At 56.1% G+C, this 26,629-nt stretch carries 20 protein-coding genes; 10 read left to right on the top strand and 10 right to left on the bottom strand.

The window, feature by feature from the left end; translation table 11 throughout:
* Positions 1-10: 10 nt before the first annotated feature.
* Both QGH09_03910 and QGH09_03905 read right to left on the bottom strand, forming a co-directional pair.
* Positions 11-1,264: a Zn-dependent hydrolase gene (locus QGH09_03910; protein HJO17329.1), complete on the bottom strand. Its 1,254-nt coding sequence runs from the start codon at positions 1,262-1,264 to the stop codon at positions 11-13.
* 34 nt (positions 1,265-1,298) lie between these two features.
* On the bottom strand, positions 1,299-1,625 hold the full coding sequence (locus tag QGH09_03905; GenBank protein HJO17328.1) for a hypothetical protein: 327 nt from the start codon (positions 1,623-1,625) through the stop codon (positions 1,299-1,301).
* Positions 1,626-1,678: 53 nt separating this feature from the next.
* On the opposite strand from QGH09_03905, the gene QGH09_03900 reads away from it, so the two are divergent.
* The gene (locus QGH09_03900) at positions 1,679-2,842 is read left to right on the top strand and encodes a hypothetical protein (GenBank protein HJO17327.1); all 1,164 of its coding nucleotides are present in this window, start codon (positions 1,679-1,681) and stop codon (positions 2,840-2,842) included.
* Between the two features lie 62 nt (positions 2,843-2,904).
* Here the strand turns inward: QGH09_03900 and QGH09_03895 are convergent, their stop codons facing one another.
* Positions 2,905-3,948: a hypothetical protein gene (locus QGH09_03895; GenBank protein ID HJO17326.1), complete on the bottom strand. Its 1,044-nt coding sequence runs from the start codon at positions 3,946-3,948 to the stop codon at positions 2,905-2,907.
* 36 nt (positions 3,949-3,984) lie between these two features.
* Positions 3,985-4,995, bottom strand: coding sequence for an alpha/beta hydrolase (locus tag QGH09_03890; protein HJO17325.1), 1,011 nt, complete (start codon positions 4,993-4,995; stop codon positions 3,985-3,987).
* Positions 4,996-5,167: 172 nt separating this feature from the next.
* Here QGH09_03890 and QGH09_03885 point away from each other — a divergent pair, with 172 nt between their 5' ends.
* Genes QGH09_03885 through QGH09_03870 form a run of 4 tightly spaced genes read left to right on the top strand, consistent with a single transcriptional unit; the run spans position 5,168 to position 10,327 of the window.
* A complete protein-coding gene (locus tag QGH09_03885) occupies positions 5,168-6,868 on the top strand; it encodes a DUF885 family protein (GenBank protein ID HJO17324.1) in 1,701 nt (566 codons plus the stop codon).
* A 29-nt stretch (positions 6,869-6,897) separates the two neighbouring features.
* The gene (locus tag QGH09_03880) at positions 6,898-8,544 is read left to right on the top strand and encodes an alkaline phosphatase D family protein (protein HJO17323.1); all 1,647 of its coding nucleotides are present in this window, start codon (positions 6,898-6,900) and stop codon (positions 8,542-8,544) included.
* Positions 8,541-9,788, top strand: coding sequence for an FAD-dependent oxidoreductase (locus QGH09_03875; protein HJO17322.1), 1,248 nt, complete (start codon positions 8,541-8,543; stop codon positions 9,786-9,788). Before QGH09_03880 ends, QGH09_03875 begins: the two co-directional genes overlap by 4 nt.
* An 8-nt stretch (positions 9,789-9,796) precedes the next feature.
* Positions 9,797-10,327 (top strand): hypothetical protein, encoded by a 531-nt coding sequence (locus tag QGH09_03870; protein HJO17321.1) that lies wholly within the window; start codon positions 9,797-9,799, stop codon positions 10,325-10,327.
* Positions 10,328-10,410: 83 nt separating this feature from the next.
* Here QGH09_03870 and QGH09_03865 read toward each other — a convergent pair whose 3' ends face one another.
* Both QGH09_03865 and QGH09_03860 read right to left on the bottom strand, forming a co-directional pair.
* On the bottom strand, positions 10,411-12,924 hold the full coding sequence (locus tag QGH09_03865; protein HJO17320.1) for a zinc-dependent metalloprotease: 2,514 nt from the start codon (positions 12,922-12,924) through the stop codon (positions 10,411-10,413).
* A gap of 40 nt (positions 12,925-12,964) precedes the next feature.
* The gene (locus QGH09_03860) at positions 12,965-15,004 is read right to left on the bottom strand and encodes a S9 family peptidase (protein HJO17319.1); all 2,040 of its coding nucleotides are present in this window, start codon (positions 15,002-15,004) and stop codon (positions 12,965-12,967) included.
* A 116-nt stretch (positions 15,005-15,120) separates the two neighbouring features.
* Here QGH09_03860 and QGH09_03855 point away from each other — a divergent pair, with 116 nt between their 5' ends.
* Entirely contained in the window at positions 15,121-16,839 is a 1,719-nt protein-coding gene (locus QGH09_03855; protein ID HJO17318.1) for an amidohydrolase family protein, read from the top strand.
* A 24-nt stretch (positions 16,840-16,863) separates the two neighbouring features.
* Here the strand turns inward: QGH09_03855 and QGH09_03850 are convergent, their stop codons facing one another.
* The gene (locus tag QGH09_03850; GenBank protein HJO17317.1) at positions 16,864-18,558 is read right to left on the bottom strand and encodes an alpha/beta hydrolase-fold protein; all 1,695 of its coding nucleotides are present in this window, start codon (positions 18,556-18,558) and stop codon (positions 16,864-16,866) included.
* 187 nt (positions 18,559-18,745) lie between these two features.
* Between QGH09_03850 and QGH09_03845 the strand changes: the two genes are divergently transcribed.
* Both QGH09_03845 and QGH09_03840 read left to right on the top strand, forming a co-directional pair.
* Positions 18,746-19,273, top strand: a complete 528-nt coding sequence (locus QGH09_03845) for a protein tyrosine phosphatase family protein (protein HJO17316.1) — start codon at positions 18,746-18,748, stop codon at positions 19,271-19,273.
* A 6-nt stretch (positions 19,274-19,279) separates the two neighbouring features.
* Positions 19,280-20,410, top strand: a complete 1,131-nt coding sequence (locus tag QGH09_03840) for a M20 family metallopeptidase (protein ID HJO17315.1) — start codon at positions 19,280-19,282, stop codon at positions 20,408-20,410.
* A gap of 68 nt (positions 20,411-20,478) precedes the next feature.
* On the opposite strand, the gene QGH09_03835 is transcribed toward QGH09_03840, so the two are convergent.
* From QGH09_03835 to QGH09_03825, 3 genes are all read right to left on the bottom strand, one after another.
* The gene (locus tag QGH09_03835) at positions 20,479-21,288 is read right to left on the bottom strand and encodes an aldolase/citrate lyase family protein (GenBank protein HJO17314.1); all 810 of its coding nucleotides are present in this window, start codon (positions 21,286-21,288) and stop codon (positions 20,479-20,481) included.
* 24 nt (positions 21,289-21,312) lie between these two features.
* Positions 21,313-22,485, bottom strand: coding sequence for a VCBS repeat-containing protein (locus QGH09_03830; protein ID HJO17313.1), 1,173 nt, complete (start codon positions 22,483-22,485; stop codon positions 21,313-21,315).
* 69 nt (positions 22,486-22,554) lie between these two features.
* The gene (locus QGH09_03825; protein ID HJO17312.1) at positions 22,555-22,752 is read right to left on the bottom strand and encodes a hypothetical protein; all 198 of its coding nucleotides are present in this window, start codon (positions 22,750-22,752) and stop codon (positions 22,555-22,557) included.
* Here QGH09_03825 and QGH09_03820 point away from each other — a divergent pair.
* Together QGH09_03820 and QGH09_03815 are read left to right on the top strand one after the other, a co-directional pair.
* Entirely contained in the window at positions 22,751-25,834 is a 3,084-nt protein-coding gene (locus QGH09_03820) for a hypothetical protein (GenBank protein ID HJO17311.1), read from the top strand. The two genes, QGH09_03825 and QGH09_03820, sit on opposite strands and share 2 nt — an antisense overlap.
* A 13-nt stretch (positions 25,835-25,847) precedes the next feature.
* Positions 25,848-26,627: a glutaminyl-peptide cyclotransferase gene (locus QGH09_03815; protein ID HJO17310.1), complete on the top strand. Its 780-nt coding sequence runs from the start codon at positions 25,848-25,850 to the stop codon at positions 26,625-26,627.
* Positions 26,628-26,629: the final 2 nt, after the last annotated feature.

Genomic DNA, 26,629 nt, shown 5'->3' with positions numbered 1-26,629 from the left:
CGGTTCTTGGTCAATCTGCACTAGGAATGCCAGCAACAGCGGTCTGTAGGAGAACGTTTGCGCCGTTAATGCAGTCCTCCCACTCTGTGAATTCGCGCGCTGAGTGACTACACCCGTCGACTGAAGGGACGAAGATCATTCCTGCGGGACAGATCTTCGCCATCACCTGAGCGTCGTGGCCCGCTCCAGAGGCCATTCGTCTGTGGCTGAGGCCAAGTTGCTCAGCGGCGGCAACGAACGCCGCTTGCACCTGCCCGTTCATTTGTACGGGCTGGATGCCGTCAACTTCCTCAATGGTGACATCTAACTCCCGTTCACGCGCCTCGGCATACACCAGTTGTTGCAGAGCCACGCCTAACTGCTCGAGGTCATGCGGTTTCGGGGCACGGAATTCAAGGGTCAGCTGTGCACGCTGAGGGACGATGTTCATTGCGCCTGGCGAGAATTCGATAGCACCAGTGTTCACCACGCTCTCTGGGAACTCTTTCATCACTAGGCGACGTGAGGAGAGCATGAGTGCTGCGGCACCCTGTCCAGCGTCGCGCCGCTCCTTCATGGAGATCGTGCCGGCGTGATCAGCGCGACCGATATAGGTGACCTTCTGTCGCCTTAGACCAACAATCGATGTGACGACGGCGATATCATCTGCCGAAGTGTTTAATCGATTGCCTTGCTCAATGTGTAATTCTAGATAGCCGGCTATGGTCGAGGGGGCACGCCTCGCGTTGAGGATTGAGTTCTCGGTCAAACCGGCTTTAGCGAGTGCCTTCTGAAATACCCCTAGGTCGCTCCCGGGGTGACGTAATTCTTGAGGAGTGATCGCTCCCGCCAAAGCCAGACTACCGAGGAACCCAAGATGTGTTCCCTCTTCGTCTGTGAAGTCTATGGCTTCGAGATTGGTCTCAAGGGCAACACCGGCTTCCTTGACGACCTGTAGTATTTCAAGGGCAGCGAGCACACCGAGCGCACCATCGAACCGTCCACCGTATCTCACCGAATCGAGATGCGACCCCAATAGGAGGACGGGCGCACCAGCTGGCCCGCAGGACAAGGCGGCTGAGTGATTACCCGCACCATCAACATGGGTCGTTAATCCTGCGGCCGTGGCTTCCATTAAAAACCACTCTCTGGCGCGGAGGTGCTCAGGGCCAAGCGCCGGCCGATGTACTCCCCCGTCGGTGGTTGCACCGATGTTTGCAAGTGCGTCGAATCTCTTGCGAAATCGGTCAGCATTGATTCGTAGCGTGTTCTGTCGGTCATTCATGATGCGCTCGCTCTCTCCGCCTTTTCCAGTTTCGTCACTTCTGGACGAGTTGCTCGATTATAATTGGTGCCGCCAAGTATCCGATTTTGCTGGCTGAGAGCGCTAGCGCATGGCGTATTGTTGGGAAACGGTCGTAGCACGAATCGAAGCGGTTAGCCTTGTAGCGATTGGCACTCAGCAGAGGCTTTCTTTCACAACGATTTCTAATGACGAAATCGCCTGAGCCTTCAAGGGAGGACACGATGACGACACGCGTTTGCTTCGCCACATTATTCCCAATGAGCCCAACAAGCAGCACATTCATGCGCTGGTGAGAACGCCGAACGGCAATGACTATGGTAAGGATTTGCTGCGGCAGCATTACGAGACCCACCCCCACGACACGCAACGCTGATTAACTCTGTCGAAAGAACGATGCTCTGTTCTAAAGTCTGGCAGGTTCTTTTGAGTATCGCCTCGGTAGCTGCCACCACCATTTCAGCTCAAGATTTTCGAGATTCCATTACGTTCGAGCAACGATTAGGCGGTTCTGGCCTGGATGTTGCCAATGCGGTCATTGAGCTGGAAGATGGGGGCTATGCCGTTGCGGGATACACCAGTGCTGGTGTGGAGAACGGAATCGATGTTTACGTGGTGAAACTCGATTCCATGGGGTTAGTCCTCTGGGCGAACGCCTATGGGCAATCGGGAAACGACTACGGTTGGGACCTCATGGAGAATGACTTCGGTGAGATCGTCGTTGTTGGGTATACGACCTCGACCCCGACTGGCGATGAAGATGTTCTCTTGCTTGCCATTGACCCCAGCGGTCACCTCCGGTGGCGCCGGCGGTTTGGAGGTGATCGGAACGAACGGGCTTGGAGTCTCGAACGGGCTCCCGACGGAGGCATGGTTATCGCCGGGCAGACGCAAAGTGTCGGGAAGCCGGACTGGGATGTTTACATGCTACGTCTGGGTCCGGGCGGCAACCAAATGTGGGCTCAGGTCCTTGGTGCCGATGGTGTCGACCGCGCGTTTGACGTTGCTGTGGCTGATGATGGGGGGTTCGTCTTCGTCGGGACGACGACGTCCGAGCTTGAAGCCCCTCGCGATCTCTATTTCATCCGAGTAGATTCCCTAGGGATGCCGGTGTGGCAGCGTGCATACGGTGGTGATTCGGATGACGTTGCTCGAGGCATCGTGTCTGTTGGTGACGGTGGCTTTGTAGTTACAGGTTATGGCAGTTCATTTGGGACAGGCGGCAACGACGCATATCTTATCTATCTCGCAGACGATGGAGTCATCGAGTGGCGGACTGAGGTTGGTCACCCTGGTGATGACCGTGCAACGATGACCGTCCAACGTGTCGGTAGTGGCTTTCTCACGATTGGGTCCACGGATGTGGATGGCGATTGGAACCTCTTACTAATTGAGACCGACGCGACCGGGGGCCGGCTATCTGAGCGCACACTGAACGCCCCTGGAGAGGACCGGGGAATTGGCATTCTGCGGGCCTCGGACGGCGGGTATTTACTGGTTGGGGCCTTCGGGGCAAGCAGCGGGGCTTCCGATTTTGGCATCCTAAAATTACGACCTTGATGGACTATACAGCGAGCAGCGGAAACGGATTCAATTGAGACGGTAAGGCGAAACTCTAGTTGTCAACCAACGAAAGAGGTTCGTGCTAGCACGGTGCCCTTTACCCGAGTGAGTTTTACCTGTATTCGGTGCTCACCAGGCGAGATCGGGGGACGTTCCACTAACAGTACGTAATGGCCTGTGAGGGCGCCTTCTAGGCGTTCGAGTGGACGCGCTGTGAAGACATTGGTTCGTGCGAAAAACCCGCCGGTTTCATCAGACACGTTCTGTAAACCCACCTCGAGCGCGTGGAAATCGGCGTCGGTGATGTCCAGTGAGAAGACCGAAGCGCGGGCGGCTTGGAGCATCTTACTCGTGTTGTCGTAACGGTTTACCATCAACACGCCATGGCGGGTTAAGAAGCCAAAGCCGTGCCCAACGAGGACGATGGCCTTTGAACCCGGTAATGGTTCTAGCGCCTCGCCGAGGAGGTAGAGCGCTTTTTCCACGCTGTAAGTGCGTTGCGTACGGGCGAGGTCCAAGTGCGCGAGTAGTGATGGGAAAGTGCCCTGCTGCATTGGTTCGGGACTGTGAAATAGGACGCCATCCTTGAGCACGGCACGAATGTCATCGAAGTTATTGGTGAAGTCGCTCCACACTTTCAGATGGGTATCAAATGAGAGGACCGCGATCCGATCATTGGATGTGAATGTGTCGAGAAACTTCCGCAGTTCGACAAGTAACCGGACGAGCCCACGAATACGTCCCTGTTCCATATCTTTTTGAATAAAGAAGATGATCAACCGGCCTTGTGGCAGCGGGCCGGGGTCGTTTACCGCTGAACGTCTAAAGGCGTCTTCCGGAGTGCCGATGTGACCCGAAACCCAAGATACCGACTCGACGGGTGCAAATTTTCCACCGATTTTGACCTCAAAGTCGTCAGTGCCAAGATCGAGGACTGGTGTTCCTGCATCGTTAATCACCCGTGCGTCAATCAGAATACGCGTGACTTGGACCTGCTCGGTAAAGCGCGGTAGTTGTTGTGCCTGGAGTAGCGGAGTGAACCAAAGGACGGTGTACGCTCCGAACACCAATCGCCATATGTTGCCTTGACGAGGGCTCATCATGTTGTCCTGATTCAAAGCCTGCTTCACAAATTGTTGTTACGGCTGTCCCTGTTCCTCTGTGTAAGGGATCGGGTCTGATTTCAAAAACCGAATCAGTGCAGGATGAAATTGTTCGGGTGCCTCTAGGTGTGGAATGTGTCCAACATTGTCAATTAGTATCAACTCAGCATTCGGAATTGTGTCGGCAACATTTTTCGCCAAGGCGGGAAAGTTTGGTCCATCTTCGGCTCCACCGATGACCAGCGTCTTAGCTCTAATGTGGGGCCAGTCATAGACGACCGGATCAGCGTAGAACACCTGTGAGATTCTACTGCGCACCATCGCGAACTGCGGCCAGTCACCACTTTGCGTCCAGCCGTATTGCAAACGAATGAAATACTCATATTCCGAACTCCAGGTGACAAAGTACCTCTCGATTCCACGTCGGATCGACTCGTAGTTTCGATTTAAGGTGCCCTGGTACTGTTCTTCGGGATCACGCCATGGACGACCCAGACGCGGGTCGGTTAGTCCGACCTGGTTGACCATCACCGCATGAGTTGTCATTTCAGGATACGAAAACGCGAAACGCGACGTTACCATTCCGCCCATCGAGTGCCCCACAATGGCAGCTTCGGGGATGCCCTTCTCATCAAGCAGCATCTTGATGTGGAGAGCCATGTCGTGCAGCGTGTAAGGGACGAGCGGTTTTGACGAGCGCCCGTAACCAATCCGGTCAGTTGCTAGGATGCGAAACCCCTCATGTCGCAACACCTCAATGGTGCCCTTCCAATATTCTGCAAAGAAGTTTCCACCATGGAGGAGCACAACCGTCTGTCCATTCGCCGCGGTGGCTGGTGAGACGTCCATGTAGGCCATTCGGACGTCTTGGCCGTACATCCTAAACGACAGATACGACACCGGATGCGGATACGGTACGTCCTCCATAGACGGGCTCATCGGGCCCCAACTTGCGGGTTGGGCTTCTATCGAGCCAGGCACCGCTAGCAGTGCCAAGAAGGTCATCGAAATGCAGACGCGGTGTAGACGAAACCCAAAGCTATTCATACATCCCTCCTAGTAGCGGTCATCATATGCCAAGATCGGGCATAGTTAGGAAGTCGTGCGATAGCGGGGTTATTCTGAGTAGCGGTTTACGTTTGACAGGCCACAGGTCTGCGGCTAAGGATGGTTACGGATTTTGATCAGCGTCATTTCACGTGTTGTCTTGGAGGTCACGATGTTGTCACGATGGTTCCCGCTCCCGTCTCTCGCTGGTGTTGCTGCGGTGCTTCTCTTGACCGCGAGTTGTTCATCGGAAGGCCCTCGTCCGGACGCTTCAGGATCTCGTGCGGAAGTACCCAGTAGTACTAGTTACGAGGATCTCCTCACACTCTTTGAGGATTGGCGGGCCTTTGCGGTTCCTGAGGCCCCCGACTACTCGGCTGAGGCCATGACCGCCCAGTTTGCGGAACTTGCGAGGTATCAGCAGCGCCTTGAGGCCATCGATTCAAGCGGTTGGCCGGTCGCGCAACGGGTCGACCATCTTCTCGTGAAAGCCGAAATGAATGGGCTCGACTTTGACCACCGCATTCGTCGACCTTGGGCTAGCATTCCGGCGTTCTACGCGACAGTCTTCGCAGCACAGAGTGATACACCCGCACGCGAGGGCCCGGGTGCCGACGGTTGGATGATCAATCTTTGGACTTATGATTACCCGTTGGCCGACGGCGATGCGGAACGCCTCGAGGCTCAATTACAGACGGTTCCACTGCTGCTTCTGCAGGCTCAATCGAATTTGGTCGAGGATGCTCGAGACCTGTGGGTTGGTGGGATCAGGGACATGCGGGTACAAGCCTCGACTCTTGAAGCATTCGCTGAACGCGTTTCCGGCACGAGCGCGGGGTTAGATGCAGCCATTCGCGAAGCGCACGACGCCACTGTTCAGTTTACGGCTTGGCTCGAGGACGAGTTGCCCACCAAGCATGGCCCGTCGGGTGTTGGGAAAGAGAACCTCAACTGGTATCTCCAGAATGTGCATCTCGTGAACTACACCTGGGACGAGGAAGTAGCGCTCATGGAACATGAACTGGCGCGGTCTCATACGACGCTGCGCTTGATAGAACACCGGAACCGCGACCTGCCGCCACTGCCTGTTGTGGCCTCTGCTGAGGAATACGATCGGCGGTTCAACGCCTCAGTTGATGAGTTCGTGTCGTTTCTTGATGATGAAGAGGTCATTTCCGTGCGTGACTACATGGCCCCAGCGCTCCGGGCCAAGATAGGGAGTTTTTCCCCAGTGCCAGCCGTTGGGCCACGCGGATTTTTTAGCGAAGTGTCCTATCGGGACCCAGTGGCCATGCGGACCCACAGTTTTCACTGGACCGAGATCGCTCGGATGGAACATGAGCCGCATTCAAGTCCAATCCGCCGTGGTCCGTCTCTGTCTAATATCTGGGGCCAGCGGTCCGAGGGACTCGCAACCGGCATGGAGGAGTGGATGATGCATGCTGGTCTATTTGCGAACCGACCTCGTGGCATGGAGATCATACAAATCATGCTCGCACAAAGAGCGGCGCGGGCACTCGGTGGACTGATGATGCATGGCGAAGGCTTTACGATCGAAGAGGCCTCGGAGTTTGCCGCCAAGTGGACACCACGGGGATGGATGCCGGCCGATAGTGACACTGTTCTCACGGAACAGCATCTCTACCTCCAGCAACCCGGATACGGGACCAGCTACATCATAGGGAAAATCGAGATTGAAAAGCTCATGGCGGAACGTGCTCGAGAGTTAGGCGACGAGTTCACCGTCAAGGGTTTCATGGACGAGTTAAGTGCTGCTGGTGTCATACCAGTCTCGCTCGTTTGGTGGGAACTGACCGGTGACGACAGCCAAATCCCTCGGATGGTGCCGCTGGAGCGTTTCCTAAACGAATGATGTAGGTTGACCGACGACGGAGGTTGAACATGGCAGTGTCCAGACGACGTTTCTTGGGAAGAGTCGCGGGCGGGTCTCTGGTGTTAGCGTCTCCGGACCGTGTTGCGGGGACCTCACAATCATCGCGTGACGTGTTTACGCATGGTGTGGCGAGCGGCGATCCACTGGAAGACCGGGTCATATTGTGGACCCGCGTATCGGGCGGTCGCGGGGATGTTGAGGTGCACTGGTGGGTCGCGACCGAACCGGAGATGCGGACAGTCATTGGGCGCGGGTCGGTTGTGACGAATGCTGCCCGCGACTTTACGGTGAAGATCGATGCGTCCGGCCTACGCCCGGGCACGACCTACTACTACCAATTCTCGGGGCTCGATGTTCCATCACCAATCGGGCGTACCAAGACCCTTCCGGTGGGTGACGTCGACCGTGTCCGCCTGGCGGCAGTGTCGTGCTCAAACCTACCATTCGGGTATTTCAACGTGTACCGATGTCTTGCCCAACGTCCGGATCTCGATGCGGTGCTGCATCTTGGTGACTACCTCTATGAATACCGGAACGGTCAGTATGGTGATGGTCGGGCACTCGACCGAGTCCCTCTACCAGACAAGGAAATGGTGACGCTTGAGGACTACCGGATCCGGCATGCGCAGTACAAAGCTGATATTGATTCTCAAGCGATGTTGCAACAACACCCACTCATTGCTGTGTGGGACGATCACGAAAGTTCCAATAACTCGTGGATGGAGGGTGCTGAGAACCACGACCCCGACGAAGGGGAGGGTGACTGGCCCACGCGTCGCGCCGCGTCGGTGAAGGCCTACTACGAGTGGATGCCGATTCGCGAGAACCGGTCAGCGCGTCAACTCCAAATCTATCGCAGCTTTCGGTATGGAAACCTCGTTGATCTCATCATGCTTGATACTCGGCTCACCGGACGGGATGAACAGGTGGACCCGGGAGACAGCGCTGCTGTGCACGCTCCCGAACGCTCACTGCTCGGTGGCTCGCAGGAGGCTTGGTTGTTCGGGGAGCTCAAGGAATCGATTGATGATGGCACGCGCTGGCGGGTGCTCGGCCAACAGGTCTTTTTTAGTGCGCAGGCTCCGAGTGATGCGATCAGAAACTCCGATGTCTGGGATGGCTATCAAGCGAATCGGAGTAGAATTTTTGACTTTCTCGAGACGCACGCGATTAATAACGTTGTCGTACTCACTGGTGACATTCACAGCTCCTGGGCGCTTGACGTTCCGCGCGACCCATGGTCCGGCTACGATTCGGCAAACGGTCGAGGTTCTCTGGCAGTAGAGTATGTAACACCGGCCGTGACCTCGCCGAGTCAGTTCACTGATCGTCCGGATGAGGCTGACGCGGCGCGCGCGGCGCGGATGACGTCGAGTCCTCACCTTAAGTTCGTCGATCAGGTTCACCGAGGGTATTTCATTCTAGATATCACAGCTGAACGGGCACAGGCTGACTGGTTCTTTGTCGATACGATCTCCCAGCGGTCAACCCGTGAGCGCTTCAGTGCTGGGTATTACACGCGTGATGGCGAGAACCATTTGATTGAGGCCGATGGACCTGTGGCAACGCGGCAATTTCCAGCCAGACTCGCTCCGCAGGCGAATCGCGGCGTTGGTGCTAAGGAAGGGGTTGCTACTGCAATCGTGAGTACATGAGCAAGCCTCGAGTTCTCGTTGTTGGTGGTGGTGTCATCGGGGTCTGCTGCGCTTACTATCTATCGAAGCAGAACGTCGACGTCATCGTTCTTGAGCGCGACGCCATTGGGAAGGGCGCTTCTTACGGGAGCGCTGGTGTCATCGCCGCTGGGCATCCGCCGATGAACAAGCCGGACCGGGTGAGGCAGGCATTGAAGAAGGTCCTTGACTCGACGACACCGCTCTACATCGCGCCCCGATTCGACCCCGCGCTCGCCGCGTGGCTCTGGCGCTTCAGTGCTAACTGCACTGATCGAAAGCTCACAGCGAACATGAACGTAGTGGGGCCGTTAGGTCATGCAACGCTTCAACTCTTTGCGCAATTGATCGCGGAAGAGGAGATCGCCTGCGACTATGAGGCGTCCGGTTACTACGAGGTCTGTCGGACTGAGCAGGGTACAGCGCAAGCCGGTCGAGACGTTGCGCTGATGCGCGCCCACGGGTTCGATGCCGAAGTGCTCACCGGTGAAGAAATCGGAGCCCGGATGACATCTCTCAAGAACGACGTTAGGGGTGGAGCCTACTTTCCGGATTCGGCAACTTGTGATCCCTATCGCTTCGTAATTGAGATGGCGGGGCGTGTACGTCGCGCCGGGGGGCGTACCGAGGCCGGACAGGTCGTGACCAAGGTCGAAGGAGGCGCTCATCCTGCGGTGCGCTTGGCAACGGGCGAGCGGTTCGAAGCTGACGCTGTTGTACTTGCAACGGGCGCGTACAGTCTGCAACTCGCGCGGGAACTCGGTTGTCGGTTACCGATTCAGCCAGGGAAGGGCTATCACCGTGACCTTGAGTTCGGAGAAGGTAGCAGGCCGCCACTTGAGGCCGCTTGCGTCTTAGGCGAGACGTCCGTGTTTTGTACGCCGATGTCAGGTCGGCTTCGCTTGGCGGGTACAATGGAATTTTCTGGGTTGAACCACCGGATACGTCCATCGCGCTTGGCGCAACTCACGGCCTCTGCTGAGCAGTATCTCAGCGGTATCGGCCCGAGCCGCGTAACCTCCGAATGGTGCGGGCTGAGACCCTGCACGCCTGATGGTTTGCCGGTGGTAGGGCGGCTACCGGGTCAGACTAAGGTGTTTGCCGCAACGGGCCACGCGATGACGGGGCTGACGCTGGGGCCGGTTACTGGCTCCCTGATGGCAGACCTCGTCACTGGCGCAACACCCTTTCCTGAAGTTACGGCCCTGGCACCGGCACGCTTTTGAGCACGCGCATGGGTCGGCTCCCTATTGTTGCTGTCATCGGATCGGGAGTTGATGAACACGATGAGCTTGCCCGGCCACTCGGCCGATGGCTCGCCGGGCAAGGCCTACACCTGCTTACTGGAGGTGGAAGTGGTGTGATGGAGTCTGTTAGCCGTGCGTTTCACTCGGTATCCGATCGGCGCGGTTTCGTGATTGGCGTGTTACCTGGCGAGGCGGGTCGACCACCCGAAGGCTATCCCAATCCTTGGGTGGAAATTCCGATCGCGACGCACCTTCCCTTTTCTGGCGAGCGGGGCACGGAAGTGCGCTCGCGGAATCACATCAACGTACTCAGTGCCGACGCGATCATCGTACTGCCGGGAGGCGCCGGTACGGCGAGCGAAGTACACCTTGCCATCGAATACCAGAAACCACTGGCCGCATTCGCAACCGAACTAGGTGACCTTCCTAAGCTGCCGCCTGATGTATCCGTGTATCAGACGCTCGACGAGGTCAAGGCGTTCGTTAGTGTGTCACTCAAGACTAGAGCGAAGCTCTAATTCGAGTACAAGGTTCTCAGTAAACTCGATGCCGACGGCAGCACGGCCCTCTGTCTGAACGCGGATTACCCAGAGCGACTGTCTTAGCGCCCGTTATTCCACCACCAGACCGAGCAAACTGGGTCAGGGACCAAATAGGCCATTCCCGTGTCACCGATCGGTGCACCCGGTGGTTCTTGGGGCACCGATGGCTGGCCAAATGCTTCGGCCGGCCTCTCGAGGAACCGCGTGATATCCCGGGCTAAAAGCGTGTTATGCGCTTGGTCATCAAGATCACCGGTGCCGGCCTCTCGTTCAAGCCGACCCGCGAGTTGCTTGAGTTCCAGTGACGCCACAGCACGCACCTGCGGCATCGTGGCTGAACCGGCTAGTCGGGTGATGCGGTCGACCACCACTCGTTCGACCGCACGTCCAATCTCTGCCTCATAACTGCTTTCGGGAGTGCGGTCAAAGCTAGCGGCAACGAGTGTATCGAGCACTTCGTCGAGACTTGGCAGTGCTGAATTCACTGCATGCTGCGTGACCATGCGCGCAGCACGGTCGCTACGAAGGATCATCCCCACGGTGTGGTCGGCTGCCACGACCGCTGGCGAGATCGGATCAAACATCAAGCCCGTATAGCGTGGGAAGAGCTCCCGGTGACGTCCGAAGCCGGCCGGACGCGGTGGCAGTCTGTAGAGAACATCATCAGGCACTGCTAGTTCCCTTGGGCTGATTGTCCTCATGAGTGCGTCAAGCGCGGCACGTTGCTCAGCGGCTGACACGGCCTCGACCGGCTCTCGACCGTCGCCCCGCATCGCATAGATGTAGTGCATCCCGCCAATTGCCGAAGCCGCTGCGTCGATCTGGAAACGGTGGTGAAGATAGAGCGGTACAAATGCCTCCTCCATTGTCGCTAGCGGCATGTCGCGGCGGATTGCCGCTTCCCCAAAGTCGTCCAACGCCGCCCGCCGAACGTTGAGCATACGTTCGAGCTCAACGGCCGGGTCGACGCCATTTGCCCATTGATGGACTCGGGGGTTAGCGTCCAGGTCCTGATTGGTCAAGTAGAGAAGGTCGCGCTCCCACGCCTGGTCCAAGATCTGCTCGAGTACCGTCGGCTCGTCTGTGCCCTGCGGAAAGTCTTGGTAGCCATACCTGATTGCCACCTTGTCCCACTCGCCGATGCCGACATCGTAGGCATCGGACAGGTCAAGGTCGCCGTCATCGTCAATTGTGATCAATGGGTGCGGATAATCGAGCACAGAGATCCGCCCCATAGTGCTCGCATAGTAGTTGTGTCCAAGCCCGAGTGTGTGACCGACCTCGTGCGCCGAGAGTTGTCGGATACGCGCCAGTGCCATCTCGGACAGCGCCGATGGCATCTCATCACCGCCTTCGTAAGGCGAGAGCAGCCCCTCGGCGATCAAAAAATCCTGCCGTACACGGAGCGAGCCCAGGGTCACAACGCCCTTCATGATCTCCCCGGTTCTAGGGTCGGTGATCGAGCCGCCGCTGCTCCAACCGCGCGTCGATCGATGTACCCAATTAATCATGTTGTAGCGAATGTCAAAATTGTCTGCTCCCTCGGGCAGTAACTCAACGCGAAACGCATCGCGGAAGCCGGCGGCTTCGAATGCCTGATTCCACCAGCGTGCCCCCTCCAGCAGGGCTGACTGGATTGGTTCAGGTGTGCCACGGTCGAGGTAGTACACAATCGGCTCGATGGCCTCACTCACCGAGGCTGAAGGGTCGCGCTTCTGGAGCCGATGCCGGCGGATGAGCCGCTTGGTCATTGAGTCACCGAGCGGTGTTGAGTAATCCTGCCACGCCACGCTCCCGAACCCCGACCGTGGGTCGTAGGCACGTGGCTCATAACCGGGATCCGGCAGCTGCACCAGCGAGTGGTGCTGTCGCAAGGTCACGGCATCAGCCGCTGGTGTCACGTCAGCGACGCCGTGGCGCCGTTCGTCTCGGGCACCAAACCCGCGAGGTTGAGGTTCACTCGTAAAGGTGACGGTGACATCGATTTCTGTGTTCTTTGGAAAACCCTTTGTACGAGGTAGGTAGACCGCGCTCCGCGACTGGTCCACCCGATATTGGCCGTCTTGTCGTAACCTGGGGATCACACCGTGGGCGTCACGCAGTAAGAAGTCGGTTGTGTTCACCAGCACCCGAGCGGCAGTTTCGGCAGCGACCGTGAATCCCCAGAGAATTGATTTGGCGAATGCGTCTTCGACCGCGCGTCGCTCATCAGGGTTATCACTCTCAGTGCGGAACTGGTAGTTCCGCTGCACCATAAAGACCTTTGGGCCAACTCGCTCGAAGACGACTAACCGAGACCGCGTCTGCCCGCGGTCAAGGCCGATGTCATTCGACCCCAGTCCGGCGGAGAGGCCTGACAAATAGAGTTCCTCGGTATCGAAACGAGAAATCTCCAACCACAACACCCCGGTGCTTTCGTCCCAATACATCGGGAAATGGCCCTCAATTGCTTGCATACCAGCTGTTTTTTCTTCGACTGTTGGCAAACCTTGCGCCACCGAAACAATAGGTATGAGTAGAAACGCCGTGAACACAATGGCGTCGAGGATGAAACCGAAGGTTTGTCTAAGCACGGACCCCTCCAAGGTTGACGAGTGAAGAAAGTTTACCTGCCTACTGCCCAGCTTTAGTCATTTGATCACGTGTTGTCCCATATTTTTCGAACCAATGACGAAGGTACAGCTGGGTGCGCATAAAGTTTGATGGCCGTGAACCAGTACCGTGTGATTGGTTCTTGTAACGCAAGAGCGCTGTTGGCACTCTCCGGAAGTTCAGCGCTCGATAAAATTGTTCTGCCTGCGCAATCGGTGTTCTCAGATCTTCTTCACCGGTAATTAGCATCGTCGGCGTGTTGACATTACCAACGTGAAAGATCGAAGAGTGCTTGATCCACAGGGTCGGGTCCTCCCAAGGCAGTTGTGGAAAACGATAGTAGGGGAGGATGTCGGTGGTGCCGGTTGTACTTAACCAGTCAACGATCGTGCAATTTGAGGATGCCGCCGCGAATCGATCGGTTTTCGTAACGATCCACGCCGTGAGGATGCCGCCACCGCTGCAGCCAGTCACAAATAAATTCTGCCGATCGATGAAACCCTTCGCGATCATGGTATCGACGCCAGCCATCAGGTCGTCATAATCCGGACCCGGATATGCGTCAGCGATCATATTGCCGAACGCACTGCCGTATCCGGTGCTGCCACGCGGATTTGTGAAGAGCACGATGTAGTTGTTAGCCACGTGTTCTTGCCAGCCGAAATTAAACCGGGCGCCGTACATGCTGTGCGGACCACCGTGGATGTGTAACTGGAGAGGATACGTCTGGGACTCATCGAAGTCCGGTGGTGTCATGTACCAACCTTGGACTCGCACGCCATCGGGTGCGTTATACCAAATCTCCTTTACTTGACCGAGGGTAATGCCGTTCAGAATGTCGTCGTTGACATGTGTCAGTTGATCCATTACTAACGAAGAGCCGATATCGAAGGCGACTACGTCGGTGGGTTTATAGAAGTCAGTTAAGGTGCCAACGGCCTGTCCTTCGCTATTAATGTCCGTTACAGTCAGAGTGTGTACGCCCTCCGTTACTGACGAAACACGGCCTGCAGTCGCACCTTCAACCGACAGCGCGTAAAGATTCTGCGTGCCCTCATTCTGTGCCGTGAAGTACACCGTTAAACTGTCTGCACTCCAGGTTAACCCGCGTGGCGAGCGATCCCAGTCGCTGGAAACTAGGCGCGAGTTTGAACCGTCGATATTCATGACGTAGAGCTTACTGTCGATCCATGAGTCGCGCGTCCAGTCGTAACCGGTGTACGCGATTTTGTTGCCATCTGGTGATACCTTGGGCTGTTGATCGGGGCCGTGGCGGTGGGTAAGTTGCGTGACAGCTCCGCTGGCAATGTCGATCGAGTAGATCTCAGACTCGCGGAAATGGTGCTCGGCGTCCTCAAGCCGTAATCCACTGAAGACGAGTTGGCTACCATCGGGTACCCACTCAACGTTGGTGTGATTGTAGTTACCGTTGGTGATTTGCTTCGCTGTGCCTCCTTCAGTCGGCACAACGAAGAGGTGTTGCCACCCTTCATCGATATAACCGACGCGATCCTGTCGATACCGAAGTCGTTCCACGATTTTTGGTGATTCAGTCCATTTTGCCCCTTCTGGTCCACTCGGCAGATCAATGGGCCAGCGGTTCTTTTGGTCAACCATCATGCTAAAGGCGATCCGGGAACCTTCGGGTGACCAGGTGATGTTTGCCGGCGCGTTTTCCACTCGCGTGATTTGAGTCACGGCTCCCTCATCATCCATCCAGCGCACGAAGATTTGTCGCCCTTCGGGTTCTCCTGAACTTATAAACGCGATCCGGTCACCTTCCGGCGACCATTTCGGACTAGAACCGTCGACTAGGAAGCGGTTGCGGCTTCCGTCACGGTTGACTATCCAGAGAGACGATTTACGCAAGTCGTTTATCTTGTCGAACCACTGCCGTGTGTAGACAACTTGGCTTCCGTCAGGTGACAGCTTGGGATCAGCGACCGATTCCAACTCGAGATAGGTTGCCAGTTCTAATTTGCGAATCTCTGGTTGTGCCCCACTGGTAGTCGGCCAGATGACGACGAACGTTAGTGCCCACGGAATCAGACTTTTGGCCATAAATCCCCTCCTCGAAGTCTCCTTTTTATCACCTCTAGCTCCCTACGTGCGGTATAACCACTTTCTGACGGGGTGATGCCATCCCCTCACCGTTAACCTCCTGACTGGGGAGTGCCATGCTGCTTGGGAAACAACTCGGCTGTTTTCTGCTGTCATCACTGATCTTATCGTTACTCAGTTGGCCTCTTAGCGCCCAGCAATTTGACTTTCTCATTCTGAACGGCCGCGTTCTCGACGGGTCGGGCAGCCCAGAGTTCCGGGCCGATGTCGGTATTCGTGGGCAGACTGTCGTTGCTGTTGGGAGACTGTCTGGCGCGTCGGCCGATCGCGTGATCGATGCTGCTGGGCAACTGATCGTGCCCGGTTTCATCGACATGCATTCGCATGCCGACAGGGTGCTCGTGTCCAACAATCGGCGGGGCCGTGAGGCGCGAAATCTTGTCCTCCAAGGGGTCACTACTGTGGTCGTTGGGCCAGACGGGCGAAATCCAATTTGGCCCGTCGCTGACGAGATTGCCGCCTATCGCAGTGGAGGAACCGCGGTGAACGTAGTACCGATGGTGGGACACGGCACGGTCCGCGGGGAGGTGATGGGAGATGGCTACGAGCGACCCGCGACCGCCGAGGAAATTGCACAGATGCAGATGCTCGTTCGTGAGGGGATGGAGGCGGGAGCATGGGGCCTCGGGGCTGGGCCGGAGTATCGCCCGGGGCGGTTTAGTACCACTGATGAGTTAATCGCCTTGGCGAAGGTCGTGGCCGACTATAACGGATTTTACTACGCGCATCAGCGCAGTCAGTCGCCGCTGCCGCGCTGGCAGACCCCAAGTATCGCTGAGGGCTGGCGGTTGACTGGGACCGACGGAATGAAGGAGACCATTGCGATTGGGCGTGAGTCGGGCATCCGAGTTGTTGGAAGTCATATCAAAGCGAAGGGGCCATCGACGTGGGGCCACTCGTCAGTGGACGTTCTGCTTATAGAGCGCGCTCGAGCGGAAGGCGTGCAGGTTTATCTGGATCAGTATCCATACGAGACCTTTGGTGGTGGCGCGGTCGGCGTTATCCCGCCTTGGGGGTTTGCGCCACCAGGCACGGATCGAACCGGCGGTAACGACGCACCACTCTGGCGTCGAGCGGGATTACTGGGCAACAATAATCTCCGCGAAAATCTCGACCATGAGGAATACGGCCCACTGCTCATTACCGATATTGAGTTTATGCTCGACCTCCAGGGTGGGGCCGACCGACACATTATTGTGCACGCACCTCGTGACCCAAGCCTTGTGGGTAAGACGTTGACAGAAGTGGCCGATGGAAACGGTCGAACACCGGTGGAACAACTCGTCGATTTCGCCATGACCGGAGATGACTCGCTTCGGTCAGGCGTTCTATTCCGACCCGTAGCTGGTCACCAGTTTGATGTTGAGAACTACATGAGGCAGGAGTACACCGCGACCGGAACAGACGGCGGTGTGACTCTGAGTCCTGTGCCAGGGCAGCATCCTCGCTATTTCGGCACCTATGCTCGAAAGCTTGCCCATTATGTGAAGGTGCGCGGCGCAATTTCATTGCCGTTCGCTATCCGTTCGTCGACTGGGCTGCCGGCTCAGATTATTGGCCTGCCTGACCGCGGCTACGTGCGCGCCGGTCAGAAAGCTGACTTGATTGTGCTGGACTTCGACCGGCTTGAAGATCGCGCCACGATTCTTGACCCGGCTCGGTCTCCTGTCGGGTTTGGTTACGTGATGGTGAACGGCACATTGACTGTTGATGACGGTCAGCCGACTGGTGCACTGCCTGGTGCAGTCATAGACCGTAACGAAGTCTGGCCTTGAGTTGTGTCCTCAAGACCGGAGCCCTCAACGCCAACTCGTGACGTCTGCGCCGACAGGTGCCGTTTCGAGAATGTGCTCTAGCATTCGTGGGAGCACCCTCTGATAGGACGTCTGTCCAGGAAACTCTGGCATGCCGGAGTAGCAGTGCGGCTGCCGGACGCCCCAATCGAAGGAGCCTTCGTAGTAGGGGGCGGTCGTCTGTTCGAGGAATGCTTCCATGAGTCGTGTCGCTTCTTCGAGGAAATAGGTATCCGTGTCGCCCATAAAAAAATGTAACTTCCCGACCAACTTCGGCCCGAGAGTTTCCCAATCGCGCTCGAGAATGTGTCGGAGGTCGTAATTGTCACGCCAGTACTCGACGATGCTCTTATCAATTTCTCCGGTCCGCTTGTCATAGAGCAGCTTTGGATACCCGTCATCACCCACAGGGCCGTAGACGTTCATGAAGATGTCCATCTGGTCGCCGGAGCGACCGCGGGAACCGAGGACTGATTCGAGGTGACTCGCGTCGCGCTGGCTGAACCGTACTTGGTCGTCGGTTCCGCGCTGCCACGGGCGGACAGCGCTTGTTTTCCATGTTGAGTTGGGATGAAAAGCATTGTCGTCTTCATAGATATTGACTAGCTGGAAGTATCGAAAATCGACGGGGTCTGGGCAGAACGTCCACACCCCATTAAACATGTCGGGATAGAACACCTGCCAGGCTAGTGACTCCCATCCCCCGGTGGATCCGCCTGAGAGTGTACGCGCCCACGGTTCACCGATCGCTCGGAACTGTTCCTCGACCCGAGGCATCAACTCCTGTGTGAGGGCGTCTCCATAGGGGCCGTTATTCGCGGAGTTAACAGCATATGAGTCGTCATAGAACGGTGTGGGATGCTGCATGAGAACGATCAAGAAACGTGGGAGCTTACCCGAGACCCAGTCTTGAAAGAAAGAGTGGCGTCCTTCAGCACGTTCACGCGCCGCACTAGTCAATTCCTGACTGGGTGGTTCTTCCTGGAACCCGGTGAAGGTACGCGGAAAATGGCCGTGCCAATACACAACGGGGTAACGTGCCTGTGGGTTTTCGTCAAAGCCCTCAGGCAGCACGACGACTGCACCGAGGTCAATGTCGTGGCCCCACCAGTTACTCAAAATGTCGCTCTTGAATTTGATGTGTTTGACGTAATTCGTATCCTCGACCGGCTCAAGTGGTGGAATGGTTTCAGTGAGCGCGATCGAAACGGTACCACCTGAGAACGGAGCGATGGTGACCGATTTTACCGAACTGTATAAATTTCCCGGTGAGCGGTTCCACTGTTGACCTTCCCAATGGTCCATGTGTGCTTTGACCGTGTGGCCATCCGCTCGGTTAAATGTCGTGTAGATGTTTAAGACCGCCTGGACGAAGTACTCTCCTGGTGGGATCTCCGAAATTGATTCGATCGGGAATCCCAGTAAATTGACATCCAGTACCGTCGGTTCACCGGGAATTAAGTTCTCGACGTCACTGCCAAAGATAAGCGGTGTTTCGAGGCTCCGGAGACGTTGGAAGCGAGGTTCTGGTTCATCAGTGTTGGATACGAGTAGCAGGATCCGTCCGTCCAGTGGGCCCTCCGCTACCTCCGGCGGCACGACGATCTCAAAATGAAATGCTGCCGGGCCAATATTGCACGTCCACGATGAGACCGTAACTAGAGCAATCAGTCCACTTAACCTTAGACGACGACATACCATGCGGGGCTCCTTTGCCTACAAGAATATTACCTTGAGTGGACCATGCACTACACCTACCGGTAACGTTTGCGATTCGACAGTCCGAAACTGAGGTCCAAATTGACGATAGACTAGGCCAGTTCTGTGAAGACTACCTTAATTTATTGGCGGTCGTAGACCGGCTTTGGTTGGAAGAGCGGAGGTGGTTATGTGGCGATGGTGCACGGTGTTCGCGGTGGCGATTCTCATGTCAGACGGGGCGACGGCCCAGAGTGACAACGGGCTCGGGAACGCACGAGCATACTTGCGAATCTCAACTCAGCTTGGCACGGCCGGACAAATTACGTACGACGAAGTAGCAGCAGTAAAAGCTGCCGGTTATGACGTCGTTGTTAACTTAGCACCGGCTCATGAAGAACGAAACGCGCTCGAAGGTTTCCATGTTGCCCAGGAGGAGATGACGTATGTTCAAATACCGGTTTCCTGGCAGGAGCCTAGTCAACGCGATTTGGAGCTCTTTTTTGACGTGATGAAAGCTAACGAAGATCGGAGCGTCCTTGTGCACTGCTTCGCGAACATGCGTGCATCAGCCTTCGTATATCTATACCGCACGATAGTCGAAGGTGTCCCGAAGGATGACGCCCGTTCTGACATGGCTAAGATTTGGGACCCCGCGACGCAACCGCAGTGGGCGTCTTTCATCGATGAGGCAGAGCGGCAGGCGGGGAGCCAGTAGGGTTCTATGCCCGACACCGATCCAGTCTCTCTTACGTGCGACCTGCTTCGATATAACACGGTCAACCCGCCCGGCGAAGAGCGCGCCTGTGCGAAACGACTCGGTCGGGTATTGGAGGATGTTGGTTTCCGTATCTCGTACTACGAATTCGCAGAGAAGCGGACAAGTCTAGTTGCGACACTGGCTGGCTCTGATAATGGTCTGCCGATCTGTTTCACCGGCCATATGGACGTTGTGCCGCTAGGGATGAACCCGTGGCGGCGCGATCCGTTTGCCGGTGAACGCGACGGTGATCGGCTTTACGGACGTGGATCCACGGACATGAAGGGCGCGCTAGCGGCGATTGTGCTTGCAGCCCGGCACTTTGCCACGTTACCCAAACGGAAAGCTGGCCTAGTGCTTGTTTTTACTGCGGGTGAGGAAACTCGCTGTGAGGGTTCTCATTACCTAGCCGCGCAACCCGACGCACTCGGCTCAGCAGGTGCCATCGTTGTGGGTGAACCGACTGCAAATCAGCCACTGGTGGGACACAAGGGACTCGTCAGATATCACATTAAGACGACTGGCGTCACAGCGCACGCCTCAATGCCCGAGCAGGGAGATAACGCGATTCATAAAATCGCCAATGTGGTTAGACAGTTGACCCACTTCAATTTTGGGGTTGAGCCGCATCCCCTAATGGGTTTACCCACTCTTAACGTTGGGACAATTACTGGCGGACTCAATATCAACTCGGTGCCTGACGAGGCGGAGATTGGCATCGACATCAGAACAATTCCTGGGCAAACGGCTGAAAGTATTCAGAAACAGTTGCAGGGGGCGCTTGGCAGTGAAGTCGATGTGATGAACATCGCCAGCGAAAATAGCGTCCTCACAGATTCTCGGAACGAGTGGGTGCAGCAGGTCTATGAGGTGATGGAGACGCGTCTTGGGCGACGACCGGAGCCGGGCACTGCCGTCTACTTCACCGATGGATCAGTAATGAAGCCGGCCTATGGCGACCCGCCGACTGTGATTCTCGGTCCTGGTGAACCAAAGTGTGCCCACAAAACCGATGAATACTGCTCAATTGAAAATTTGGCAATGGTGACTGATGCTTATCTGGAAATCATGTGCCGTTGGTGTATGAGTTCATAGCGACTACGCGAGTGAGCAGCGCGATAAATAATATCCAAAAGGACTTCCGATTGCTCCGGGGTAACCTGCTACCGCTGCAGTAACGCACCCGCACCAGCCCTGATCAGTCCAGCTTCTCCAGAAGCCTGGAAGAAGCTAAATCCTTCTCGGTCACGCCAGCCGAACGGACCACCGAGTTTCTTGCCGGCGCCGAGCGTATCGTTACGAATCTTATCGATGAGGACTTGGTACTGCGGGTCGTCCTGCGTATAGCCTGTGAAACTACCAATATCACCGCTTGCGGCAAACACAACATCTATGCCAGGCACTGAAGCGATCTGATCGGCAATCTCGATTCCGTCTGGCGATTCAATCATCACAATCAACAGGATGTTGTCATTCGCGGTTTCACGGTAGTCTTGGCCCCATAGTGCACCGTACTGTCCGCCACCGCGACTACGCCGTCCTTCAGGCGGATACTTCGCGTAGCGAACGGCAGCTTCGGCTTCCTCTACCGTTGCGACCATCGGCACAATGATTCCAAGTGCACCAATATCTGTTGCCTTCTGGATGTCGCCCTCGGTGGCGTCCGGCACTCGAATGACCGGTATCGCGGGTGCGTCTTTGCAGGCCCAAATCATTCTGGCAACTTCCGAATAAGTCAGTGGACTATGCTGCATCTCGATCCAAAGGAAATCAAAACCAGCGTGAGCCATGGCACAATAGATGTTCGGATCCGAGGTTGAGACCGTGCCACCAACTACCTGCTCGCCGTTCAGCAGCTTTTGTTTTGCCGTGTTATACATTCGATCCGACTGAGTTCCAGCTCTTGGCACGGCAAGTAGACACACCACTACCGCTAATACAGCGCCACGAATGATCGATGGTCGTAAGGCCATGATTAAGTTTCCTTCCAAGGGTTGCTATCGACTACTACCTGAGGACTCCAAGGCAGCGATCATTGACTGATTCTCGTACCACTTTAGATTCGCGGTGCCTGATCCAATGCAGGCAATATCCAACAAGTCATCTAGATTCAGATCGGCAAGGGTGCACCCTGCTGCAGCCATGTCGCCATTGTCAATCACCTGTTTCGTCCACCTGGTTTCTGAGAACTGGTAGAGCATGACCTGCGCGCCTCGGCGTGCGCCAGCTATGATTTCGTCGTTCCCGTTCCCGTTGAGGTCGCCGACAACGAGTGTGTGCCCGTCTTCAAGAGTATCGTCGATCACGGTACGCACCCAGGTTCCATCGGCTTGAGTGTAGACAACCACCTCATGGCCATGCCATGGATCAATCGTGGCAACATAGTGCTGACCATCCACGTTTCCAAGGTCGACTTCGCTCGAACCGCTGACTGGCCAGTCGGATGGGTTGCCAGCGTGGATCAGAGAACGGCTCCATGACCCATTGTCATACCGATGCAAATGCACACCGAGGAAGCTCGCGCTTAACAGTGATTGTTGAGAGGATGTTCCACCCCATTCAACGGGTTGAATGCCGTGGACGACACCGCCGTCGTTCGCGATTAGTGTTCGATTCCAGTTGTCCGGGTCGTAGGCGTATAAAGGGGTACTACCGCGATACTCTGGCGGCTGTGAGGTTTTACCAGCGAGCGGGGCATTGACGAGCCAGACATCGTTATCGAGATTGATCCAGCGCAGTCGGTGCGAAGTTGGAACACGGTCGATCTCTTGGATGGACCATGGTGCTTTTGGGTCACCAGTATGTCCGAGAATTGAGACAATCCCGGCACTTCGGTCCGGACTTGTAGAAAAGCCTTCTGCCAACGCGATCTCGGGGATGCCATCGCCGGTGAGATCATGCACCGCAAGATTAATCATGCCAGCACGGTCTGCTGCGATGACGTTTCGCTGCCAGCCAGGGTTTTCGAACCAGATGAGCTCGCTCAACCTGCTGGCGAGGGCAATGAGGTCCGTTCGTCCGTCTGCATTCAAATCAGCGGCTATGACCTGGTAGCCTCCACTGAGACCGGTAGCGATCGTGTGCTCAGTAAAAGCTAACTGTGCCCTGGTGGTTCTTGGTGCTAAGGCGAACACGCCAATGACGAAGGTGACAAATATGAGTTTTCGCATGGGCTGGAACCTAACATTTGGAGAACTTAGCCTTGTAGGAGGCCTCGTTGTGGTTACTGTCCACGGTGATCAATCTAGTCGACGGTCGGTGATTTCGGTAAAAGAGTTCCGGTCAACATATCCGGCGTCAACCATCAACTGCTCGATAATGTACCGGGCCCCGAGGATGATACAGTAATCGACCGTGCCTGCCGCAGCACGTGGCTGCTGTACGTGAGTAGGGGACGCGGATTCCATCTCCGCTAGTTGGGAGGGAGTGCTGGTCATGCTTCGCACCAAACTTGTGATCGTGGTTCTGTTAGCGCTTTTTTTCTCGGGCGCGAGATCTTCTAACGCCCAGTTGATGACGAGTACGGCGTCGACATTCAGGGCCGAGTTGTTCGCCGGGCTTAAGTATCGCACGGTCGGGCCATCTCGTGGCGGTCGTGTAACGGCTGTCGCTGGTCATCGGGCACAGCCCTCGACTTTTTATATGGGCGCGACTGGTGGCGGTGTGTGGAAGACTACCGACTACGGGAAGTCTTGGCACAACATTTCTGATGGGTACTTTGCCACGGGCTCGATCGGGGCGATCCGTGTGGCTGAATCCGATCCGAACGTAATTTATGTAAGCACCGGCTCTGATGGGTTACGCAGTAACGTGATCATTGGAAAAGGGGTATACAAGTCGGTTGATGCCGGCGTGACTTGGGAACACCTGGGTCTTGAGAACACGGGTAATTCTGGGGCAGTGCTTATTCACCCTACCAATCCTGACTTGGTGTACGTGGCGGCTATCGGCAACCCTTTTGCGCCTAATCCTGAGCGTGGTGTTTATCGCTCGGCCGACGGCGGCCAAACCTGGGACCTAGTTCTTTTCGTGTCGGAGAGCACAGGTGCCGTTGATCTGGAGTTCACTCCGGACAATCCTGAGGAAATCTACGCCACGATGTGGCTCGCCGAGCGTAAGCCTTGGACAATCATCAGTGGTGGCTTTGAGGGTGGGGTGTACAAGACGGTGGATGGCGGCGATACCTGGGCGCACCTCACGAATGGATTGCCGAACGGTTTGCGTGGAAAAGCCGACCTAGCTGTTTCAAACGGTGATCCGAACCGGGTCTACGTCTTGATTGAAGCCCCAGGTAATGAGGGCGGTGTCTATCGCTCCGATGACCGAGGTGAGACTTGGCGACAGGTCTCGGACTTTGCGTCAATTCGTAACCGTTCGTTCTATTACTGTAATCTTGAAGCCCACCCGACCAATCCTGACGTTCTGTGGGGAATGGCTGAAGGACAGTGGATGTCTCAGAACGGTGGCGAGTTATGGACGCGTGTTTCGACCCCCCACGGAGACAATCATGATATGTGGATCAATCCTGACCAACCGGAGTTAATGATCCAATCAAACGATGGGGGTGCGAATGTATCTCTCGATGGTGGAGTAACTTGGTCGACGCAGAACAATCAACCGACGGCTGAACTCTATCAAGTGGATGTTAGTGACGAGTTTCCCTACCGGCTATTTGCAGGCCAGCAGGATAACTCCACAATCTCGGTGCCGAGTTTGGTAACGCAACGGAGACCGGGAGGCCACGTTGCGCTCTGGGAGTCACATGGAGGGTGCGAGACGGGTCCAGTCGTTCCCAAACCCGGCGACCCTGCCATCGTTTATGCCAATTGCAAAGGCCGGTTTGGCCTTTACAATCGGCGAACTGGTCAGGAACAGCAGTACTACGTGGGTTTTTGGAATATTTACGGTCACAATCCGAGAGACCTTGCGTTCCGTTTCCAGCGAGTCGCACCGATCCATGTGTCGCCCCACAATCCGAACCGGGTCTACCATACCTCGCAGTTCGTACATGTGACAGAGAACGGTGGCGAGACGTGGGACACCATTTCGCCCGACCTGACTGCGTTCTCACCAGAGACCCAGGTTGTGTCAGGCTCTCCGATCACCATTGATGTAACGGGTGAAGAGCATTTCGCCGTGATCTACGACATCCAAGAGTCGCCCCATGAAGCCGGTGTGATCTGGGTCGGTGCCAACGATGGACCGATTCATGTGACTCGCGACAATGGTGCGACTTGGACCGATGTGACCCCTCCGAATATTGGTCCACATGGGCGCGTACAAAACGTTGAGGTGTCCCCCCACGATCCGGCGAAGGCATACGCGACGATCCTCCGGTACCAACTTGGGGATTTCGCACCCTACGCTTTCAGGACTGAGGATTACGGTCAGAGTTGGGTGCGGATTACGACTGGAGAGAATGGTGTGCCGGCTGACCATCCGGTGCGTGTTGTGCGAGAGGACCCGGACCGCCAAGGTTTGCTATACGCAGGCACCGAATTCGGCCTGTTCGTCTCATTTGATGATGGTGTCCGGTGGCAGCCGTTGCAGCTTAATTTACCGGTCACTCCTGTAAGCGATATCAAGGTGGTTAATCAAGACTTGATTCTTTCCACGATGGGACGTGGATTCTGGATTTTGGACGATCTGACACCGCTACACGAGTTATCACGGCAGGTTGCGTTGTCGGACACACATCTCTTCGCGGTCCGTGATACTTACCGGCTCTACGGTGTCCGTCGCTTCGGGGGTGACCCCAGTCCCGATGAGCCGAAGTATCCAGACCCAGGTGCGAACATTGACTATTATCTGGCGTCTGATGCCGCCGGCGAAGTACGACTCGAGATTCTTGATGACACAGGAAGGCTTGTGCGTAGTTTTTCTAGCGAGTCAGTACCCAAGCAGTCGTTGCCGTCTTCAGTGCGGATGAATGAATGGCACCTTGAAGCTGTGGGCACGGCGCAGCTTCCGAAGACGGCTGGCATACACCGGTTTGTCTGGGATTTGCGGCATGCCGGACCTTGGGATCCCTTAGATTCGCGCTCTGGCCGGAATGGTCCGATGGTTGTGCCTGGCATTTTCCAGGCGCGACTCACCCTCGGTGGATGGAGCAATACACAGAATTTCGAGGTGATGGTTGATCCCCGTGTTGTAGATGAAGGGACTGCATCCCAGGCCAACCTCGAGGCGCAGGTCCGTCTGGGTCTTGAGGTGCGAGATGCTCTTAGTGATGCGCGTTTCGCTGCCATGAAGCTGGATGAGGCGCGGGATGGGGCTCCCGACCAGCTACTCGCTCTTCTGAAGGAAATTAAAGAAGCCCTGGTGACCGCGCCGGTCCGTTACTCCCGACCGGTCATCATTGACCAGCTGAGTTATCTCTACAGTAACCTGATCCGGGCTGACCAACAGCCAGGAGAGGATGCCTTCAATCGGTATCAAGAACTGAACAGCATGTTGAGCGACCACATAGGCCGGTTGGAACAACTGCTGCAGACCAACAACTTCCGTGGCGAAAACTAGAATTAGTTCTTTCGTGCGACATTGGAGCTTGGCAGCCGCCATTGGGGGTTTCGGCGTTGTAGCCTTGGCCTGGTCAACGAACGGCTCTACGGCCGAAACGATTTGGGAGTACGAGATTATCGGCGAATACCCTCACGATCAGAATGCATTTACGCAGGGCCTGTATTTTGAAGGTGGGCATTTGTTTGAAGGTACCGGTCGCCGTGGCGAATCCGCACTACGGAAAATAGAGGTGAGTACGGGGCGAGTTCTCCAGCAGGCTGATTTACAGCCATTTTTTTTCGGTGAAGGAATTGCCCCATGGGTCGATCGGATCTACCAGCTGACTTGGGTTGCCGGTGTGGGGGTCATCTACGACAAGGAAAGTTTTGAACCTGTGGGACAGTTTCGATACGACACTGAGGGATGGGGTCTCACGCATGATGGACAGGCCTTCATCATGAGCGATGGATCGGCTGATTTGTCCTTCCGGCATCCGATCAGCTTCCGTGAACTCCGACGGTTGCGTGTTTCTGATGCAAGCGGGCCGGTGACTGCGCTGAATGAGCTCGAGTACATCGACGGAAACATCTGGGCCAACATCTGGCACCGAGATGAGCTGGTATCGATTGACCCTGAAACCGGTTCCGTTAATGGGCGACTCGATCTATCCGGTCTACTGGCCGGTGCACGTCCTCTGGATGAGGAAGGGGTACTCAACGGCATAGCTCATGACCCGTCGACCGGACATCTTTTTGTTACAGGCAAGCTATGGTCCCGAGTGTTTGAGATTCGCATAAGCGAGTCTAGCTAGCC

The organism is Vicinamibacterales bacterium, assembly GCA_036012125.1.
GTDB lineage: Bacteria > Acidobacteriota > Vicinamibacteria > Vicinamibacterales > UBA823 > UBA11600.
This window is presented reverse-complemented; position numbering and strand designations above follow the sequence as displayed.

Bases quoted from the DNA above. Each gene is read 5' to 3' on its own strand.
- QGH09_03830 (HJO17313.1), bottom strand. From the start codon at position 22,485: ATGCGAAAACTCATATTTGTCACCTTCGTCATTGGCGTGTTCGCCTTA.
- QGH09_03895 (HJO17326.1), bottom strand. From the start codon at position 3,948: ATGATGAGCCCTCGTCAAGGCAACATATGGCGATTGGTGTTCGGAGCG.
- QGH09_03855 (HJO17318.1), top strand. From the start codon at position 15,121: ATGCTGCTTGGGAAACAACTCGGCTGTTTTCTGCTGTCATCACTGATC.
- QGH09_03825 (HJO17312.1), bottom strand. From the start codon at position 22,752: ATGACCAGCACTCCCTCCCAACTAGCGGAGATGGAATCCGCGTCCCCT.
- QGH09_03910 (HJO17329.1), bottom strand. From the start codon at position 1,264: ATGAATGACCGACAGAACACGCTACGAATCAATGCTGACCGATTTCGC.
- QGH09_03850 (HJO17317.1), bottom strand. From the start codon at position 18,558: ATGGTATGTCGTCGTCTAAGGTTAAGTGGACTGATTGCTCTAGTTACG.
- QGH09_03840 (HJO17315.1), top strand. From the start codon at position 19,280: ATGCCCGACACCGATCCAGTCTCTCTTACGTGCGACCTGCTTCGATAT.
- QGH09_03835 (HJO17314.1), bottom strand. From the start codon at position 21,288: ATGGCCTTACGACCATCGATCATTCGTGGCGCTGTATTAGCGGTAGTG.
- QGH09_03860 (HJO17319.1), bottom strand. From the start codon at position 15,004: ATGGCCAAAAGTCTGATTCCGTGGGCACTAACGTTCGTCGTCATCTGG.
- QGH09_03820 (HJO17311.1), top strand. From the start codon at position 22,751: ATGCTTCGCACCAAACTTGTGATCGTGGTTCTGTTAGCGCTTTTTTTC.
- QGH09_03880 (HJO17323.1), top strand. From the start codon at position 6,898: ATGGCAGTGTCCAGACGACGTTTCTTGGGAAGAGTCGCGGGCGGGTCT.
- QGH09_03890 (HJO17325.1), bottom strand. From the start codon at position 4,995: ATGAATAGCTTTGGGTTTCGTCTACACCGCGTCTGCATTTCGATGACC.
- QGH09_03870 (HJO17321.1), top strand. From the start codon at position 9,797: ATGGGTCGGCTCCCTATTGTTGCTGTCATCGGATCGGGAGTTGATGAA.
- QGH09_03845 (HJO17316.1), top strand. From the start codon at position 18,746: ATGTGGCGATGGTGCACGGTGTTCGCGGTGGCGATTCTCATGTCAGAC.
- QGH09_03875 (HJO17322.1), top strand. From the start codon at position 8,541: ATGAGCAAGCCTCGAGTTCTCGTTGTTGGTGGTGGTGTCATCGGGGTC.
- QGH09_03905 (HJO17328.1), bottom strand. From the start codon at position 1,625: ATGCTGCCGCAGCAAATCCTTACCATAGTCATTGCCGTTCGGCGTTCT.
- QGH09_03885 (HJO17324.1), top strand. From the start codon at position 5,168: ATGTTGTCACGATGGTTCCCGCTCCCGTCTCTCGCTGGTGTTGCTGCG.
- QGH09_03900 (HJO17327.1), top strand. From the start codon at position 1,679: ATGCTCTGTTCTAAAGTCTGGCAGGTTCTTTTGAGTATCGCCTCGGTA.